Raw genomic sequence first — 17,129 nt, forward strand, 5'->3', positions numbered from 1 at the left:
AACGCCGCCCGGAGAAATGTTATTCCATACTGTCGAGCTCAGGGAGTGGCGATGAGATCTTTCTTGCCTCTTAACTTCGGCCTCGAAGCCATATCCAAAATTGCTGCCGGCAGAACCTGGGGAGCCCCAAAGCCCGGCACACGCGTTCGGACGTTTCAAGTCTATCGCTTCGACCCTGACGGCGCAGGTGGCCCGCGTCTCGACACCTATTATATCGATCGTGACGATTGCGGTTCGATGGTTCTCGACGCTCTCATCAAGATCAAGAATGAGATTGATCCCACACTGACATTTCGCCGATCGTGCCGCGAAGGCGTTTGCGGTTCCTGCGCGATGAGCATTGACGGGAGGAACTGGCTCGCGTGCACGCAGCCAATCGACGACATCCCGGGCATAATACGGATCTTTCCGCTAAACCATCTGCCGGTGATCAAGGATCTAGTCGTCGACCAAAGTTACCTGCTCGCGCAGCACCAACTGATCGAGCCATGGCTCGAGACTAAAACACCGGAGCCGGAGCAAGAGCGCTTGCAGAGCCCAGAGGACCGTGCCGAACTCGACGGCTATTACGAGTGCATCCTTTGTTTCTGCTGCACCGGCGGCTGTCCCAGCTATTGGTGGAACGGAGATCGGTATTTGGGGCCGGCGGTATTGCTCCATGCCTATCGCTGGCTGATCGACAGCCGGGATGAAGCGACGGGGGAGCGGCTTGACAGGCTCGAAGACCCTTTCCGACTCTATCGCTGCCATACGATTATGAACTGCACCAAAACATGTCCAAAGGGGCTTCAGCCAGCCAAAGCGATCGCCAAGATCAAGGCGATGCTTGTCCAACGCCGACATTGAGTGAAACGACATGGCTGCGGAAGCGTATCGCACTGGCGAGGCGGTCTGCAGCGCGCAATGACTCACAACCAGCGTAAGGTGTTTCACATGACCGACAGTCCCGAACGTATCAGGAAGCGACCGAGGTCACCGGATCTGCAGGTTTATCGACCCACGCTGTCGATGACGATGTCCATTTTCCATCGCATCACCGGAGCGACGCTTTATTTCGGCGCTGCCCTGTTCGTCTGGTGGCTCGCCGCCACCGCCGTCAGTCCGAGCGCTTACGTTTTGCAGCAACGATTCATGAGTTCGGTTCCCGGCCTCATTTTTCTGTTTGGCTTCACGTGGGCGATCTTGCACCATGCGCTCGGTGGCATGCGCCACATTATCTGGGACATGGGTTGGGCGCACAGCTATCCCTGGCGAGAATATCTCTCGCTGGCCACGATCCTGGGATCCTTGTCTGGGACTGTTGTTCTCTGGGTTATCGGATATCTGATGTGAAAGATTGGACGATGTTAAACCTGCGAACCTCACTTGCTCGAGCGCGTGGACTGGGTTCGGCCAGGAGCGGGACCGTCGATTTCTGGCGCCAGCGCGTCACTTCGTTGCTTGGCCTCCCGTTGACCATTGCCGCTGTTCTGATCGTCCTTTCGAGCGTTGGAATTGATCGCGACGCAGCGTTAGCGCGCCTTGGCCACCCGGCGGTCGCGACATTACTTCTCCTAACAATCCTGAACTTCTGCATTCACATGCGGATCGGCATGCAGGTCATCATCGAAGATTACGTGCACAAACCCACAGCGAAAGCCTTGCTTCTCATGGCGAATACCGGATTCACATTCACGATGGGCATCGCCGGCGCATTGGCTCTGGTGAAAATCGCTACCGCCAGCTAACCAACCATTTCCATGGCAGGCTCAGATGCAGAAATGCAGCCCCTAAGCGGCCGAAATGAAACACACCTAATGTAGCGATCAACTTCGCTCTTGGTCGAAAAAGGGCCGCCATTCGGATGATGCTCCATCTCCTGGTGGGGAACCTCCATTCAAGCGTAGGTTAAACTGTAACCGGCGCGACCGACCCACCTCGTAATTTGTCGTGGATGAGCGACACTCCCGCGCGAGATCAAAAACTCAACGGAGTGCTCGGATGGCTAATGCCATGGTTGATGCCATGCATGATGACAGGACTTATCGTCGGGTCGAGGTGATCACCGGACACCGCCGCCGACGGGATTGGACGCCGGAGGAAAAGGACCGGATCGTTGGGGAAAGCCTGCGACCCAAGGCGAATATTTCGGAGGTCGCGCGACGCAATGGCGTGAGTCGCGGCCTGCTAAACATCTGGCGACGACAGGCGCGAGCGTTGGCCGCCTCGCCCTCGACGAAACGCGAGCTGTTCGCCACGGTGCTCGTGGAAAGCGACGCGACGCATCGCGAAAAGAGCGCCGCTTCCGTCTCGAGGCCGGCGACTTCGGGCGCGATCAAAATCGAAATTGGCGGCGCGACGATCCGGGTTCCCAAGGGCGTTGACCGCGCCACGCTTGATGCGGTGATATCGGCGTTGCGTACGGCGCGATGATTTCGTTCGCCTCGGAGACGCGCGTGTTCGTGTCCACGCAGCCAATCGATTTCAGGCGAGGCGTGCATGGCCTCGTCGCCTTGGTCGCGGAGGGTTTGGGCAATCCGTATTGCGGCGATATTTTCGTGTTTCGCTCGAAGCGCCGCGATCGATTGAAGATTTTGATGTTCGACGGCACGGGCATGATTCTGGCGACGAAGTGGCTCGAGGAAGGGCATTTCGCCTGGCCTCCCGTCAAGGATGGCGTCATGCGCGTCAGCGCGACGCAGTTGGCCATGCTTGTCGAGGGGCTTTCGGAATGGTCGCGGGTGGTTCCAAAGGTCGTGAAGCGCCCGACAATTGTTGCGTGAAACGCCTTATTTTACTGGCATTTTAGAGTATTTTGCGCTAGCTTGAGCTTATGGCGCTGCGCCCTGAAAACCTTCCCTCTGACCCCGCCTTACTGGCCGAACTGGCGCTCGGGCTCGACGCGGAAAACGAGTCTTTGCGCGCGATGGTCGCCAATTTGAAAGGGCTTATTTTTGGTGCGCGGTCGGAGCGGTTGTCCGTCATCCTCGCCGAACAACTTCCCCTCGATCTGGAAGATGCTGCCAGCATTGCGCCGCCGCCCGCCAACGACGACGCGGCATCGACGAACGAGCGCGCGCGGCGTCCACGCGCAAAATCAAAACGAAACATCGGAGCCTTGCCCGCGAACCTGCCGCGCCACGAGGTGACGATCGAACCGGACACGACCGTCTGTCCCTGTTGCGCGGGCAAGCTGCATCGCATCGGCGAGGAGGCGAGCGAGGCGCTCGATCGGGTTCCAGCGGTGGTGCGGGTTCTGCGCACGATCCGTCCCAAATACGCCTGCCGGAATTGCGAGGAAAAGGTCGTTCAGGCGAAAGCCCCCGCGCGATTGATCGAGGGCGGCATGGTGACGACAGCGCTCGTCTGCCACATCGCCGTCGCCAAATACGGATGGCAATCGACGCTCTACCGGCAAATGCAAATCCTTGCCGGGCTCGGCGTTGATCTCGATCGCTCGACGCTGGCGCGCTGGATGAAGCAATTGGCGTGGATGCTGAAGGGTCTCTATCTCCTGCAACTCGCCCACATGCACACCTATCCCCGGCTGTTCTGCGACGAGACGCCCATGCCAGTCATCGAACCCGGGCGCAAACAAACGAAAACCTGCCAGTTCTGGGCCCATGCGACGGACGATCGCGCCTGGAAGGGGCCCGCGCCGCCTGCGGTCGTCTATGTGTTCGCGGAAGGACGCGGCAAGAAGGAGATCGCCGAACAGCTCCGCGGCTTCTCGGGCGTGCTGCAAGTCGACGGCTACGCCGCCTACAAGTCGTTGGCCGGCGGCAAGGGAAAGGCGACGAACGGCAAAATCCGCCTGGCGTTTTGTGTCGCGCACGCGCGGCGCAAGTTTGTCGCCATCCACAAATCGACGCAATCGCCGTTCGCGCGGGAGGTGATCGAGCGGCTGGCCGAGGTCTACGCCATCGAGAAGCGCGTTCGGGGAACCAGCGCCGACAATCGCCGCGCCGTGCGACAAGCTGAAACGAAGCCGATCATGGAAGCGTTGCACGCGCGGCTCGTCGCGGTGAAGGACGGCATATCGAGAATCTCTCCGTTACGCGAAACAATCGATTACACGCTTGGCCACTGGGCGGGCCTCACGCTTTTCCTTGAAGACGGGCGATTGGAGCCAGACTCCAACATTGTCGAGCGTTCGATCCGTCCGATTGCAATCGGAAAAAAGAATAGTCTGTTCTGCGGAGACGCGGGCGGCGGCGAGACATGGGCAATCATATCGTCGCTACTTAACACGGCAAAATTAAACGACGTCGATCCCGAGACATGGCTGACGGATGTCGTCGAACGCATTGTCTCCGGCGTCACGAAGAGCAACCAGCTTCATGAACTCTTCGCATGGAACTGGAAAGCCGCGCGCGAAGCCGAGGTTCAAAAAGCCGCCGCATGAGTGGTGCATCTGTCGCACCGGTTACGTTAAACTCAGTTGATAAACTTCAGTTCCTTGGTCCGCGGGGTCCAGATTCTCTTTTCTTTGGGGTCCACACGTTGGTTCACAGGCGACCGCCTGCTCTTCCCGCGATTCGATGGCCGCCGGCGCAAGAACCCTTGTGAAAAAACATTAGCCACTTATCCTGATCCGAAGCCCACCTTGGCAATTGCTCCGTCAGTCACGCACATGGGCGCCTACCGGTGATATTGAGGCGGCGACGCTAGAAAGGCGAAATCAATCGGCGAGGTTTTGGATGCGCCCCCAGGTGCTCTTCGTCCCCCATATTCCGGAGCGTAGCGCCTCGAGCTGCACGATCTGGCTGTGGTCGACGAAGAGATTGACCTCGTTGCCGTAATTCTTGACATACCACTCGAACACCGGGGGATCGGCGGCTTCGAACATCACCTTATCGAGCCCAAGCTTGTCGATGATGGCGGCTGCGACGTCGGTGCGCCAGCTATTCACGCTCTCCGTGATCCCTTCGCTCTCGATCATGATGATGTCCGCGCCGGCGTCGAGAACGCGTTCGCCTTGCGCGATCAACCAGCCGACATCCTTGGTTCCTTCGGCTTCGAGCTCCTTGGCCGCGGTGGCGCCGCCGGAGCCAAACTGAATCCCCAATTCGGGCTTGGCCTTCAGCCCGGCCTTTTTCACCATCTTCACGAGGCGCAGCATGCTGTCGGTCGGCAGACTGATAAAACCTGCGGAAATTTCGACGACGTCGAAGCCAAGCGTCTTGACCTCTTCAATGTAGTGGGTGACGGCTTCCGGGCCGAAACGCAGGACATTCTCGATCCAGCCGCCGGTCGAGACATAAACGTCGTGATCGTGCGCCACCTTGTTGATCGCCATCACCGCCTGCGGCGGCATGAGGGCGAATGATCCCCCCGCGTATTTGACGCCGTCCACCCAGGCGCCGACGGTTTCCAGTACATCCGCGAGGTGCCGAGGGCCATAGGCGCTGTAATAGGGGCCACGAATCTCGGTAAGCCCGGTCTTGCGCGGTTTCATGGACCGTGCCGCCCGGGGAATGAAGGAAAACGTAGTCTCGCTCATGGTTCCTCTCCCTTTGCAGAAAACGAGGCTCACGCAGCCGTCTCATATGCGCCAAGGCCCCCGAGCAACGCCGCGAGATCAACAACAGGACGCTCATGAAGATTCGCGATCACATCAGCCATGGCGGCACGTTCGTCCGCCGTGGTGAACGCGCGGGTCACAGAATCGAACTTCGCGCGCGCCGCCGTCCAGTCGAACGGATTGGTGTGGAAGCCATGGTAGTCCTCGCGCGACGCCCTCAGGATTTCCCCGTCATCGAGCTCCACTTCGAGCCTGGCTGGAAGCCGCTGCGGAAAAAGCGCCGACAGGGCGGCGACGGGAACAACCGTCACCTTGCGCAAGAGGTCCTGCACGTCCGCCGCTTGGATGCGTTCTTGCGCATATTGCTCGGGCTGCACCCTCCCGTCGATGAGCGCGGCAGCGAGCATATAGGGCAGACTGTGATCAGCCTCCTCCTTGGTTCGGACGATGCGCTTGTCGCCCTCCTCGCCACCGCCGATGATTTGATGCGCGACCGCGAAGGTTTCAAGCCGCACCGCGCGCACCGCCCCAGCGCGAAAGTTCGGGCGGGCGCGGATGTCGAGCGCCGCGTCGATCGCCGACTGCGAGTGAATCTCGGCGTTATGCTTCTTCAAGATCGTAAGTTTGACGCGCTCCAAATCTTCCTTCAACCAGTCGATCTCAAAGGGCCCGCTGATCGTCTCCATGAAACCCTTGTTCCCCTCGAACACCGCTTCCGGTCCGGTGATTCCATGCGCGGCCAAGAGCGCCGCGTGGGTCGCCGCCATAGCCATGTTCGGATAGGCGAGCCCCTTCCATTGCGAGAGCGCGCCGGTGCGAGTGACGCGCAACGCATTGTTGGCGGTCCCACTGATGGCGATGGCGTTAGCGATCTGTTCGCGCGGCAAACGCAACGCTTTGGCGACGCCCGCCGCCGCCGCATAGGCGCCTTGCGTCGTATGGTCGAATCCCCTGTCGCGCACGGGAGCCACGTCGCTTAAGCGCGTTTGGACCTGATAGGCGACGGCGAGCGCCGTCAGGAATTCGGCGCCGCTCGCGCGTTTCATCTCGGCCGCCGCCAGCACCGCGCCGAGATTGTCGGAAGGGTGACAGGTTTCGCCATGAGCGAGGTAGCTGTCCATGAAATCGAGATAGCGGCTAAGCGCGCCATTATAGAAGGCCGCCCGATCGGGCGCTGTCTTGCCGCCGCCGATGAGCGTCGAAAGTGACTGGCCGCCGAGCTCTGTGGTTAATGTGCGGATCGCGACGATCGGGGCGGAGCGGAGTGCGCCGATAGCCACGCCGATCGTGTCGAGCACGCGGATCTTTAGCTGTTCGGCCGCCGCCGCGCTCAAATCGCCAAAACGCGCCCGTTCGACGAACATTGCGAGCTCCTGGACCTCGGTCATGTCGAGGGGCTCTGTCTGAATCGACATTCCCCAGGCGAGCGCCGCGCCATATCCAATCTTTTCTCCATCGGATTCTCTCCACGCCACAGAGTCGTCGCTCTTGTAAATGGATGGATCGGTCTTCATGTGCCCGGCTCATCCTGCGCCGAAACGCACGGATCTTCTCGCGGTCACGATGCAACTCCCCCCTGCGTTCCGCTTGCATACCTCACAATCGAATACCCGACGCTGGCGCAGACCATGCGCCGGACCTCGTTCCGCGATCAGGCGCAGGATGTCTCCCAACAGATTTATAGGGCGGCCCGTCCCTTCGACCAGCCGCGCTGTTGTCGCCGGCGAATTGGAGAGTGGGGGAAGAGCAAATGCAGATTACGATTCTGGAGGGCGTTGTCACGTTGTCGAATGATAGGCGCGAAGGATCTCGTTGGCGACGATGCTCACGCAGCAGCGGCGGCCGCGCGCCACGTGTCTGTGGCCGAGGCTCGAAAAGCCCGGTGTGTTCGTGCTGAAATGAAATGGCGTTGGACGTTGAACGTGTTGTAGGCGGCGGCATGCGTTGAGAGAAATCTTTGCGCGGATCCCACACTCTTGAACCCCTGCATTTTCCTTTCTCTTCGTCGGGTTGGCTGATGCGAATTCTCCGCCCGATTGTTGCGCCATCGCCCGCGCTCGTGGCGATCCGCGATCCCGAGTTCACGAGCTGCGGCGCTATAAGACCGCAGGTCATCGGTGACGATTTTGTCGGGCATCAAGCCATTCTTCTTCAGCAGCTTGCGCATCAATTTCAGCGCAGCGGCCTTATTCCGCTTGGTCTGAACCAAAACATCCAGAACCTCTCCTTCGCTATCGACGGCGCGCCAGAGATAAACCAAGCGTCCATCGATCTTGAGATAGACCTCATCCAAATGCCAAGTGCTATGGGGCCTTGGTCGACGTTTGCGCAGACTGGCAGCGATCTTCGGTCCAAAGTGGTTGACCCAACGACGCACGGTCTCATAGGACACGATGATCCCGCGTTCAGCCAACAGATCCTCCACGTCTCGGAAGCTCAAAGTGAACCTGACATACAGCCAGATCGCCTGTTGAATGATCACGGGCGGAAACCGGTAGCCGCTGTAATTTAGCTTTGCCATGGCCAACGGCTACCGAAATGAGCGAGAGACAGCAAGCCCCGACAACGTGACAAAGCCGGTTCAACTGTTCCAAGCGCGCGTCTTCGTTTTCCTGGTTGCGGATATATTCCCGGATCACTTCCTCGTCGCGCCCCACGGTCGAAACGAAATATCCTCTGGCCCAAAAGTGCTGCCCAACGAAACTTCGTTTTCTCTCGCCATACACCCGCGCCATATGGATGGCGCTTTTGCCCTTGATGTATCCTACCACCTGAGAGTCTGTCCGTGAACTTTATGATGGATTACAGAGTTTTCTGAGCATGAGGCGGATGGAGGCGAGGTGAAGAAACGCCAGCGCCTTTCGATTGAGGTTTTCGAAATCCTTGGCCAACCTCCTGCACCGACCGAGCCACGAAAAGGTTCTTTCGACGACCCAACGTCGGGGCAGAACCTCGAAGCCTTCGGCCGCGTCGGAGCGCTTGATGATCTCGGTGACGACGTCAGGCAAAGCTTGCTTCTGTGCCTCGCGAAATTGCGGTCCCTGATAGCCGCCGTCCGCGAACAGCTTTTGCAGAAACGGGAACTTTCCGAACATCGTGCGCAGAACGAGAACGCCGCCATCGCGATCTTGAATGTCGGCCGGGTGAACGAGCGCGTGAAGCAGCAGGCCTATTGTATCGACGAGAATATGCCGCTTCTTGCCCTTGATCTTCTTTCCGGCATCGTAGCCGTGCGGATCAATGCGACGCCCCCTTTTTCCGTGCTTTTCACGCTCTGGCTGTCGATGACTGCGGCGGTCGGACTCGCCTCGCGCCCCGCCGCTTCGCGACATTTCACGTAAAGGGCATGATGGATGCAATCGAGCGTTCCATCGTAGGTCCACAGATCGAAATAGCCATAGACCGTGCTCTTCGGCGGCAAATCCTTCGGGATGGCGCGCCACTGGCAACCGGTCGAGAGAACATACATCAGGCCGTTCACGACATCGCGAATGTCGACCCTGCGCTTCCCGCCGCCCCGTCTGGCGGGTGGAATCAACGGTTCGACGTGCGCCCATTCGTCATCCGTCACGTCACTCGGATAGCGCAATTTGCTACGATCGTAACGCGCACGATTTTCATTCGTCCACATCAGCGGCCCCTCAAGAATCAGGTAGCCTCACTGAATCACAAGCGATCCATCCGGTTCAACTTCTCTTCGGACCGACACTGAGAAACCGCGTGTTTCGGAGGGATCGCGATCATCACATGCACATGATCGAGCATCAAATGCCCCTCCTCGATCCGGCTCTCCTTCTGCACAGCCAGTTTCCTGAACACTTCCCCAAGATGACCGCGAAGCTCACCATACAGCGTCTTGCGGCGGCGTTTGGGAATGAACACAACGTGGCATTTGCAGTCCCATTTCGTGTGACTTAAGCTCTCATACTCGTCCATCGCGGAACTTCCTCTTCGTGTGCTTGGCGGCTCACGGTGAGAAGTTTCGTCGGTGGACTGCGGTAAACGTCAAACTCCGACTGCCACCCCGGCAAAGCCGGGGGAACTCTCATTTTGCTTTAGAAGCGCATCAGCAACCGGCACCAGGCGAGATTCCATGACCACCATAGATCAATCGACGGACTTAGAAGATCCAGCGCTCTCGCCTTGGTGGGTGCGCGCGGTGCTGATCGTGATGGTGCTGGGCTTTTCGGGGCTGATCGCCGTCACCGTGCTGGCCTATCACAACGCGCCGCCGATACCTGCGCGAGTGATTGGGGCTGACGATGCCGTGCTGTTTACCGGAGCGGACGTCGGTGACGGTCAAGCGGTGTTTCTCAAGTACGGCCTGATGGACAACGGCACCGTCTGGGGCCACGGCGCCTACCTCGGGCCGGACTACGCGGCCGAGACATTGCATCGGATCGGCGAGCACACCGCAGCCGCGCTGGCGCAGCAGCAATACGGCAAGCCGCTGGCCGCGTTGACGCGGGCACAGCTGGCCGGCGTCCGCAGCGAAGTGGCGGTGGCGCTGAAGACCAACCGCTACGACGCCACCACGGAGACGCTGCGTCTGACCGCGCCGGAGGCCGAGGCCTTTCGCTTAGAGATCGGCCAATGGACTGACTACTTTCGTCATCCGTCCCGCAACGGCGGCCTCAAGCGCGACCTGATCACAGACCCAGCGGAACTGCACCAGCTCACCGCTTTCATCACATGGGCGGCCTGGGCCTCGGTCGCCGATCGTCCGGGCGCGGACTACTCCTATACCAACAACTTTCCTTATGATCCCACCGTCGGCAATCAACCGACTGCGGGAGCGCTACTGTGGAGCGCGCTGAGCCTGATGATGCTACTCGGCGGTATCGCCGTGGTGCTGCTGGCCTTCGGCAAATTCGACTATCTCGGCTGGATCAGTCGCGGCCGGCATGTGCACCCGCATCTGCTGCCGGGGCAAGCCAGCGCGGGCCAGCGCGCGCTGGTCAAGTTCTTTATCATCGTGGCGCTGCTGTTTCTGGCGCAAACGCTAGTCGGCGGCGCCACCTCCCATTACCGCGCCGATCCCGGCAGCTTCTATGGCATCCCGCTGGAACAAATCTTCCCTAGCAACCTGATGCGCACTTGGCATTTGCAGACGGGAATCTTCTGGATCGCCACCGCTTACGTCGCCGCCGCGTTGTTCCTTGCCCGCTCGCTGCGCGCCGACGAGCCGCGCTGGTTGGCCGGCTGGGTGCACGTACTGTTCGCCGCCTTCGTCGTGGTGATCGGCGGCAGCCTGTTGGGCGAGTGGTTGGGCATGTCTGGGCTGCTCGGGCGGTGGTGGTTCTGGCTGGGCGACCAAGGCTGGGAATATTTGGAGATCGGTCGGCTGTGGCAGTACCTGCTGGTGGCCGGTCTGCTGGTGTGGTTCGCGTTGTTGTGGTGGCTGGCGCGGCCGCGCGCGGTGGCTGACGTGGCGGCGCGCCCATTGGCGCGGGCGTTTCTGCTGGCGGCGTTGGCGATCCCGGTGTTCTATATCCCAGCGCTATTCTACGGTGCCAAGACCAACTACACGGTGGTTGATACTTGGCGCTTCTGGATCATCCATCTGTGGGTGGAGGGCTTTTTCGAGTTTTTCGCCACCACTGTCGTTGCGCTGGTGTTTTTCCAACTCGGCCTGACCAGCCGCAACACCGCGCTGCGCGTAATCTACCTCGACGCCATCCTGTACTTCCTCGGTGGCATCGTTGGCACAGGGCATCACTGGTATTTCACCGGCCAAACCAATTTCAACATGGCGCTGTCGGCCATGTTCTCGGCGCTGGAGGTGGTGCCGCTGACGCTCCTGACCTTGGACGCGTGGGACTTCGTCCGCGTCACTCGGAGTGAATGCGAAATCTGTGGCAAGTCCGTCGCAGTGCCGCACAAGTGGACTTTCTATTTCCTCATGGCGGTGGGTTTCTGGAACTTCGTCGGCGCCGGTGTTTTCGGCTTCTTGATCAACCTACCGATCATCAGCTATTATGAGGTCGGCACCTTGCTCACGCCCAACCACGGTCACGCCGCGCTGATGGGCGTGTTTGGTATGCTCGCGATCGCGCTGATGGTTTTCGTATTGCGCCAGACCATCGACGAATCGCGTTGGGCCGGCATCGAGAAATGCGTAAAGGTCGCCTTCTGGGGTACCAATATTGGCCTCGCCATGATGGTGGCAATGAACCTTTTCCCCGGCGGCGTGCTGCAGTTACGGGACGTGACCCAGCACGGTTACTGGCATGCCCGCAGCCTAGCCTACACCGGCAGCGACACAGCACGCCTGATCGAGTGGCTGCGCCTGCCGGGCGACCTGGTGTTCATTATATTCGGCGCAACACCCTTGGTGATCGCCACGGTCAAGGGGTATCTGGGTATGGGCGCTGCATGCCCAGGCGAGGGGCGGACAGCCCGTGATGGCGTTGTAGGCGATACACGATTTGAATGAATGAGAATCAGGTCAGCCTGGTGTCTCGGCCTCCTCGTCTTCCGCCGCCGGATAAACGAGAATCCCACCGTGCGGCGATCGCGCGACGACCGTGAGCTTTGCGGGGTCTGTCCTAATGGGCTCCATGATGTGGCCACGGGGAGCTTCTCCGCCGGCAGGCACTCCGTAATGATGCGGCGGTGGCAGCGCCACCACACGGCTTCGGCGCGCATGATAGCGCAACGATGGACACGGGCGAGCGCCCGCAATTCTTCAAACCCCGTGCGGAACGCGGCGATTGGCGCGTAATCGGAAAAATGAAACCACTTGAATTCGAAGATGGATGCGTAAATGGCGGCGGCTCACCAATTACGCGTCGCGTTGCGCCCTGTACGGGGACGACGCGTCCTGCATTGATCCGCTGCCACAAGACAAAAGGTTCGCGAACGAAGCATGGCGACGTTGGCCATACAATCTTTTCTATCAAAGCTTCTTGCTCAATCAGCAGTGGTGGCACAACGCGACCACCGAGATCGCGGGCGTCACCAAGCAGCATGAGAATGTCGTCGAATTCGCCTCGCCGTAGATCCTCGACATCTTCTCTCCTTCCAACTTTCTGCACATGAATCCCGAAATCCAACGGCGCAGAATCACACAGGCCCAAAGCGCCATTCATTGAAGCGCGACTTCGGAGAAGCTGCGCAGCTTGCGCGAATGCCGCCGCTCGCGTTCCTGCGCCTTCAGCTTCTCCAGCGCGTTAAGGCCAATTTCGAGATGCTGGTCGACTCGTTGGCGGTAGAAGCTTTCTGCAAAAGCTCGACGCCGCCTATCCGTCGTCAACGGCGATCAAGCTGATCCTCGACAATCATTCCGCGCACATCTCGAAGGAAACCAAGGCTTGGCTCGACGCGCAACCAGAGGGGCGTTTCACCTTCGTGTTCACGCCCAAGCATGGTTCATGGCTCAATCTCGTCGAGAATTTCTTCTCAAAGCTCGCACGATCAACGCTTCGTCATATCCGTGTCACGTGCAAAAAGGAGCTGAAAGATCGGATCATCGCAGCAATCGACGACATCAATCGCGATCCCGTCGTTCATACCTGGACCTACAAAATCAATGTCACGCCATGATATGAGTCGATCCACGGAAGCGCTGTACTAGTCTAAGATCCAGGAGCCCGATGCTCGCGACCTTGGCCGCTTTGCGCGCCGGGTTTGCCTTCGATGCCAGGTGAGCCGGCCGCCCTTGAGCTCGTACCGAGTTGCTTACCCTGTTCGCTGATATTCGATGGGTCTTCATATTGCTTTTCAACGGCGGTGCTCGGCAAGACGTTTCTGCCTACAGCAGGGCCGGACGTATCGCCAGACTGCTGTTGTGCGAGCGCAGCGCCGCTCAGGAAGAACGATGCGATCGCCCAGAGCGCCGTAAATCTACGAGTGGTCATAGGTTTTCTCCGTGATTGGAGTTTGTTCCCCTGACGAAAGGGAACTCGTGAGTTATGTTGGCTCGACTCGCCGATAAGCAAGCCGGGGCTAAAGCGTTACGTTTGAAGAATGATCCCGGCGCCGTTCGGCCCAGAGCCCCCGCCGAAACCCAGAAAATGGGCGGTGCGCGCTGGAGATGCTCGCCAAGCGGATGGGCTGGTCGGTTTTTGGGGCAAAGAGTCCATGACCGCGCCAAGATGAACTCGCCACCTTGCGCCATCACGCTGGCGCTATATTGACCGCGTCGCACGAACGGAACGCAACCCAAAATAGCGGGAGCGCTGCAAGATTGCAGCGCCCCTTGAGGTTTAGGGACCAACTACGAGTCGACCTTTCATGCCCGGATGGAAGCGGCAGGTGTAGTCGATCACACCTGGCCGCTTCAAAACCGTTTGGCCTTTGGCCCCTGGTAGGAGGTCTATGTCGAAACTCCCATCGTCGGCGGTTGCCGTGTGGCGAAAAATGTCCGAATTTCGCCACTCGATAATGTCATTCACGTGCAGGCCTGCCGGGGCAGACCCAAACGCCAATTTGTTGATTTCGATTACGTAAACCTGCGGCTCGGCGCCACGCGACAACGGTGTGAAAGCGAGAAAGCTGAGCATCAGCGCCCCACTCGCCGCCATAAGGGATCGAACGCCCATCGAAACGCTACTTCAGCTGGTCGACGAGATGCTCAGCGTGCTGCTGATGTTCCTTAAACAGCTTGAGACCGGTTTCAAGCAGGCTCTTCAATTCACCGTTTTGGGCGTCGGGAATGAGCACGGTTGCAAGCGCCCCATTGACGGTTTGGTGATAGGCGACCTCGTTCTGCGCGTACGTCTTGTCAAAGGCGGCTCCGCTCAGCTTCGACAACTCCTCGCGCTTCTTGGCGGCGCCTTCCGTCAGGGATTTGCTGGTGTCATTGTCTTCCGGCTTAACCTTTAGCTTTTCGACCAAGGCGAGCGCCTGCTTGTTGACTGCAGTGTGATCGCGGACCATTTCCTCGGCAAAGTCCTTGACGGCTTTGTTCTGTGATGTTTTCAGTGCGAGCTCTGCGGCAGCGATGTCGAGTTGCCCTGCGGTATACGCGATGTGCGCAATTTGCGGATCGGTTGGTTTGGCTGCAGTCTGAGCCATTGCCCCAGACGCTGCGAAGCTCATTGCGACGGCGAGCAGAAGACGCGGTTTGCGGAACATGGTGGTGTCTCCTTGACATCAACTTCCCGCCTATGCGGGTGATGGCGCCTCAATAGATGCAGGGACAATCCAAAGGTTCCCGATAAATTGCGGGAACCTCTCTGTTTCTGCCGCATCTGATAGTAGTCGGAATGGATGCCAGTTGGGCTGCAATGAAAAAAAATCAGACAAGGATCGCGGACGCAGACTGGACGAAGCTGGCGGATGTCGACATCATCGCGCGTGTGGCGACAGGCGATGCTGGAGCTTTTGCCGAGCTTATGCGGCGCTACAACCGCAAACTCTATCGTACCGCGAGGGCCATGACAGGCGATAATGGCGAGGCCGAGGATATTGTTCAGGAGGCTTGGACGCGCGCCTATGCCCATATCGCGGATTTTCGCAACGAATCCGCGATCTCCACTTGGTTGGTCCGCATTGTCCTGAACGAGGCGCTTGGCCGAAAACGGCGCACAAGGCCAACCGTAGAATTGGACGAGACAAACGAGCATCAAATGTCGAGCGTGATCATGCTGCCCAGCTGCGGGGCCAATCCGGAAAGCTCAATGTCAAGGACCCAGGTTCGGCATTTGCTCGAGCGGGCGATCGATACACTACCACCTGACTTTCGCACGGTTTTCGTCTTGCGCAGCGTTGAAGAAATGCGCGGCGCGGAAGTCGCGCAACAGCTCGGAATTCCAGAAGCAACTGTCAAAACAAGACTGCACCGCGCCCGCGCGTTGATACGCCAGGAGCTTGAGAAAAACTTCCTGATTGCGCTCTCCGACGTGTTCCCCTTCGATGGTGCACGATGCAAAGAACTGTCCAATCGTGTGATGGCCAGGATTGGACTGTTGCAAGACAAGAGTTAGACTTTGTTCCCTCTCAATCCCAAAACTTTCACGACCAGGGCGAACGTTTCGGGCGCGTCAATCGCGAATTGAAGGGAACTTCTGTCATGACTGTAACCGCGGGGAAAACGGCATTTGTCTTCGCGGGCGGAGGAAGCCTCGGCGCGATCCAGGTCGGCATGTTGCGTGCCCTGCTATCTTCTGGATTGCATCCGGATTTCGTGGTCGGCGCCTCAGTCGGGGCGATCAATGCAAGTTATTTCGCCAGCGCGCCAAACGCCGAAGGCGTGGCGAGTCTGGAGCGGATCTGGTCTGGTCTGCGACGCGCGGACATTTTTCCGTTCAGCTCGGCGAGCGCCTTCGGCCTGCTCAGGTATCCAGACAATATCATCAATCCCAGCCGATTGCGCCGTCTGATCGAGACGCATCTGTCCTATGCTCGTCTCGAGGAGGCGGCGATTCCCCTGCATGTCGTGGCGACCGATCTGCAGGGGCTGAGCGTCTGTCTCTCCAGCGGTCCGGCGGTTGAGGCGATTCTCGCGAGCACGGCGATCCCGGGCGTATTTCCGCCCGTCTATATCGACGGCCGGCCGCTAACGGACGGCGCAATCGCGGCCAATACGCCCATCCGGATCGCAGCCGAACTCGGAGCGTCACGAATCATCGTGTTGCCGACAGGTTATGCCTCCGCGCTGAAAGAATCGCCAAAAGGGGTGGTGGCCAAGGCCCTGCATGCAATCACGTTGATGATAACATGGCAGCTCAAGCATGAAATGACGCTAGTCCCCGAAACCATCCAGTTGCATCTCGCGCCGATGCTTTGCCCACTCGAGGTGTCCCGATACGATTTTTCGGCGTCGAAAGAACTTATCGAGCGGGCAGCTCGCTCGACGACAAAATGGATCGAGCACGGCGGGTTGACGCGCAGGGCGCTCCCACAGGAGCTCGCGGCGCATCGCCACCATGGTTAACGAAAGCTCGCACGCCAATCAATACGCACGCTCATTCGGTGTCTGACGACTCGTTCCAATAAATTACTGCCTCGTCAATGCGGTCAGAATCCCCTTCCTGAATTCCCAGCGCCCCATCTATCTCGATTTCTGGCTCTGGTCGTTGCAACAAACCGGCATCCTCGAGACTTTCGATGTCGGGCAGATCGCGCAGACTGGCCAATCCGAACACCTCCAGGAATTTGCGCGTCGTGACATAGGCATAGGGCGCGCCGGGTTCCGGCGCGCGCGGACCGGCGGCGATGAGGTCCAGACTCTTGAGCCGGCCAATGATGTCCCGGCTGACCTCCTTGCCGATGAGGCGCGACAGTTCCGCGCGGGTGGCCGGCTGCAGGTAGGCGATCGCGGTGACGGTGAGCAGTTCGGTCGGCGTCAGTTCTGGCGGCCCGGCGTCCCTGGCGCCGTTGCCCAGCGCGCGAATGGCGCCGGCGTAGCGCGATTTCGTGCGAAGCTGCCAGCCGCCGGCGACCTGGACCAGTTCATAGGGACGCGGGCGCAATTCGTCGCGAATGTCGGCGAGGAGATCGTCGAGATTGCAATTCTTCCCGACGATCTTGGCGAGCGCTTCGCGCGGCACGGGATCGAGCGCGGCGAAGATCGCCGCCTCGACGCGGCCCAGCCATTCGCGCCAACGGGCGCCTTCCGGCAGGTCGGCCAGCTCGGGATCGAACAGCGGTTCTTGCTCACGTCTTTTGGGACGGCTCATCG

Annotated in this window: 20 protein-coding genes and 3 pseudogenes; 11 read left to right on the forward strand and 12 right to left on the reverse strand. The window is 59.4% G+C overall.

Annotated elements, in window-relative coordinates; genetic code table 11:
- Window positions 1-51: 51 nt before the first annotated feature.
- The 6 genes from CQW49_RS22975 to tnpC all read left to right on the forward strand — a co-directional run bounded on the left by CQW49_RS22975 (window position 52) and on the right by tnpC (window position 4,384).
- Window positions 52-846, forward strand: coding sequence for a succinate dehydrogenase iron-sulfur subunit (locus CQW49_RS22975; protein WP_099832034.1), 795 nt, complete (start codon window positions 52-54; stop codon window positions 844-846).
- 87 nt (window positions 847-933) lie between these two features.
- Complete coding sequence (gene sdhC, locus CQW49_RS22980) at window positions 934-1,332, forward strand: succinate dehydrogenase, cytochrome b556 subunit (RefSeq protein ID WP_099832112.1); 399 nt, start codon at window positions 934-936, stop codon at window positions 1,330-1,332.
- Complete coding sequence (sdhD, locus tag CQW49_RS22985) at window positions 1,329-1,727, forward strand: succinate dehydrogenase, hydrophobic membrane anchor protein (RefSeq protein ID WP_244593420.1); 399 nt, start codon at window positions 1,329-1,331, stop codon at window positions 1,725-1,727. The genes sdhC and sdhD overlap by 4 nt, the downstream gene beginning before the upstream one ends.
- A gap of 253 nt (window positions 1,728-1,980) precedes the next feature.
- Window positions 1,981-2,412, forward strand: coding sequence for an IS66-like element accessory protein TnpA (tnpA, locus tag CQW49_RS22990; RefSeq protein ID WP_099832032.1), 432 nt, complete (start codon window positions 1,981-1,983; stop codon window positions 2,410-2,412).
- Window positions 2,409-2,762, forward strand: a complete 354-nt coding sequence (gene tnpB / locus CQW49_RS22995) for an IS66 family insertion sequence element accessory protein TnpB (protein ID WP_099832031.1) — start codon at window positions 2,409-2,411, stop codon at window positions 2,760-2,762. The genes tnpA (CQW49_RS22990) and tnpB overlap by 4 nt, the downstream gene beginning before the upstream one ends.
- Window positions 2,763-2,812: 50 nt before the next feature.
- On the forward strand, window positions 2,813-4,384 hold the full coding sequence (tnpC, locus tag CQW49_RS23000; protein WP_099832030.1) for an IS66 family transposase: 1,572 nt from the start codon (window positions 2,813-2,815) through the stop codon (window positions 4,382-4,384).
- A 276-nt stretch (window positions 4,385-4,660) separates the two neighbouring features.
- On the opposite strand, the gene CQW49_RS23005 is transcribed toward tnpC, so the two are convergent.
- The 6 genes and pseudogenes from CQW49_RS23005 to tnpA (CQW49_RS23030) all read right to left on the reverse strand — a co-directional run.
- The gene (locus tag CQW49_RS23005; protein WP_099832036.1) at window positions 4,661-5,482 is read right to left on the reverse strand and encodes a phosphosulfolactate synthase; all 822 of its coding nucleotides are present in this window, start codon (window positions 5,480-5,482) and stop codon (window positions 4,661-4,663) included.
- Window positions 5,483-5,511: 29 nt separating this feature from the next.
- Window positions 5,512-6,891 (reverse strand): MmgE/PrpD family protein, encoded by a 1,380-nt coding sequence (locus CQW49_RS23010; protein ID WP_099832113.1) that lies wholly within the window; start codon window positions 6,889-6,891, stop codon window positions 5,512-5,514.
- A 437-nt stretch (window positions 6,892-7,328) separates the two neighbouring features.
- Window positions 7,329-8,024 carry an IS6 family transposase gene (locus CQW49_RS23015; RefSeq protein ID WP_099832037.1) on the reverse strand — a complete coding sequence of 232 codons (696 nt, stop codon included), beginning with the start codon at window positions 8,022-8,024 and terminating at the stop codon, window positions 7,329-7,331.
- Between the two features lie 58 nt (window positions 8,025-8,082).
- A pseudogene (locus CQW49_RS23020) lies at window positions 8,083-8,280 on the reverse strand (transposase); the annotation flags it as partial.
- A 15-nt stretch (window positions 8,281-8,295) separates the two neighbouring features.
- Window positions 8,296-9,134, reverse strand: a protein-coding gene (locus tag CQW49_RS23025) for an IS5 family transposase (protein WP_099832038.1) whose coding sequence is annotated in 2 segments (ribosomal slippage) — window positions 8,296-8,747 and window positions 8,747-9,134 — 840 coding nt in all. Because the reading frame shifts where the segments join, the coding sequence is not laid out codon by codon here.
- 77 nt (window positions 9,135-9,211) lie between these two features.
- Window positions 9,212-9,439, reverse strand: a pseudogene (gene tnpA, locus CQW49_RS23030) (IS200/IS605 family transposase); the annotation flags it as partial.
- Between the two features lie 157 nt (window positions 9,440-9,596).
- Between tnpA (CQW49_RS23030) and CQW49_RS23035 the strand changes: the two are divergent.
- Window positions 9,597-11,939 (forward strand): nitric-oxide reductase large subunit, encoded by a 2,343-nt coding sequence (locus CQW49_RS23035; protein WP_244593421.1) that lies wholly within the window; start codon window positions 9,597-9,599, stop codon window positions 11,937-11,939.
- A gap of 167 nt (window positions 11,940-12,106) precedes the next feature.
- Here CQW49_RS23035 and CQW49_RS26150 read toward each other — a convergent pair.
- Window positions 12,107-12,271, reverse strand: a pseudogene (locus CQW49_RS26150) (DUF488 family protein); the annotation flags it as partial.
- On the opposite strand from CQW49_RS26150, the gene CQW49_RS23045 reads away from it, so the two are divergent.
- Window positions 12,262-12,504, forward strand: coding sequence for a hypothetical protein (locus tag CQW49_RS23045; RefSeq protein ID WP_099832039.1), 243 nt, complete (start codon window positions 12,262-12,264; stop codon window positions 12,502-12,504). The pseudogene CQW49_RS26150 and the gene CQW49_RS23045 overlap by 10 nt on opposite strands.
- Window positions 12,505-12,590: 86 nt before the next feature.
- On the opposite strand, the gene CQW49_RS24875 is transcribed toward CQW49_RS23045, so the two are convergent.
- The gene (locus CQW49_RS24875; protein WP_157926123.1) at window positions 12,591-12,758 is read right to left on the reverse strand and encodes a hypothetical protein; all 168 of its coding nucleotides are present in this window, start codon (window positions 12,756-12,758) and stop codon (window positions 12,591-12,593) included.
- Window positions 12,759-12,772: 14 nt separating this feature from the next.
- Between CQW49_RS24875 and CQW49_RS23050 the strand changes: the two genes are divergently transcribed.
- A complete protein-coding gene (locus CQW49_RS23050; RefSeq protein ID WP_420845635.1) occupies window positions 12,773-13,048 on the forward strand; it encodes a transposase in 276 nt (91 codons plus the stop codon).
- Between the two features lie 32 nt (window positions 13,049-13,080).
- On the opposite strand, the gene CQW49_RS24880 is transcribed toward CQW49_RS23050, so the two are convergent.
- The 3 genes from CQW49_RS24880 to CQW49_RS23060 all read right to left on the reverse strand — a co-directional run bounded on the left by CQW49_RS24880 (window position 13,081) and on the right by CQW49_RS23060 (window position 14,581).
- The gene (locus CQW49_RS24880; protein WP_157926124.1) at window positions 13,081-13,362 is read right to left on the reverse strand and encodes a hypothetical protein; all 282 of its coding nucleotides are present in this window, start codon (window positions 13,360-13,362) and stop codon (window positions 13,081-13,083) included.
- Between the two features lie 348 nt (window positions 13,363-13,710).
- Entirely contained in the window at window positions 13,711-14,007 is a 297-nt protein-coding gene (locus CQW49_RS23055) for a cupredoxin domain-containing protein (protein WP_244593422.1), read from the reverse strand.
- Window positions 14,008-14,053: 46 nt separating this feature from the next.
- Window positions 14,054-14,581: a DUF4142 domain-containing protein gene (locus CQW49_RS23060; protein ID WP_099832041.1), complete on the reverse strand. Its 528-nt coding sequence runs from the start codon at window positions 14,579-14,581 to the stop codon at window positions 14,054-14,056.
- A 131-nt stretch (window positions 14,582-14,712) separates the two neighbouring features.
- Here CQW49_RS23060 and CQW49_RS23065 point away from each other — a divergent pair, with 131 nt between their 5' ends.
- Together CQW49_RS23065 and CQW49_RS23070 are read left to right on the forward strand one after the other, a co-directional pair.
- Entirely contained in the window at window positions 14,713-15,432 is a 720-nt protein-coding gene (locus CQW49_RS23065) for an RNA polymerase sigma factor (protein WP_244593423.1), read from the forward strand.
- Between the two features lie 86 nt (window positions 15,433-15,518).
- Window positions 15,519-16,382, forward strand: a complete 864-nt coding sequence (locus tag CQW49_RS23070) for a patatin-like phospholipase family protein (RefSeq protein WP_099832043.1) — start codon at window positions 15,519-15,521, stop codon at window positions 16,380-16,382.
- 31 nt (window positions 16,383-16,413) lie between these two features.
- Here the strand turns inward: CQW49_RS23070 and scpB are convergent, their stop codons facing one another.
- Window positions 16,414-17,127 (reverse strand): SMC-Scp complex subunit ScpB, encoded by a 714-nt coding sequence (gene scpB, locus CQW49_RS23075; protein ID WP_099832044.1) that lies wholly within the window; start codon window positions 17,125-17,127, stop codon window positions 16,414-16,416.
- Window positions 17,128-17,129 lie beyond the last annotated feature (2 nt).

Source organism: Methylosinus trichosporium OB3b, assembly GCF_002752655.1.
In the GTDB taxonomy this organism is placed as follows: domain Bacteria; phylum Pseudomonadota; class Alphaproteobacteria; order Rhizobiales; family Beijerinckiaceae; genus Methylosinus; species Methylosinus trichosporium.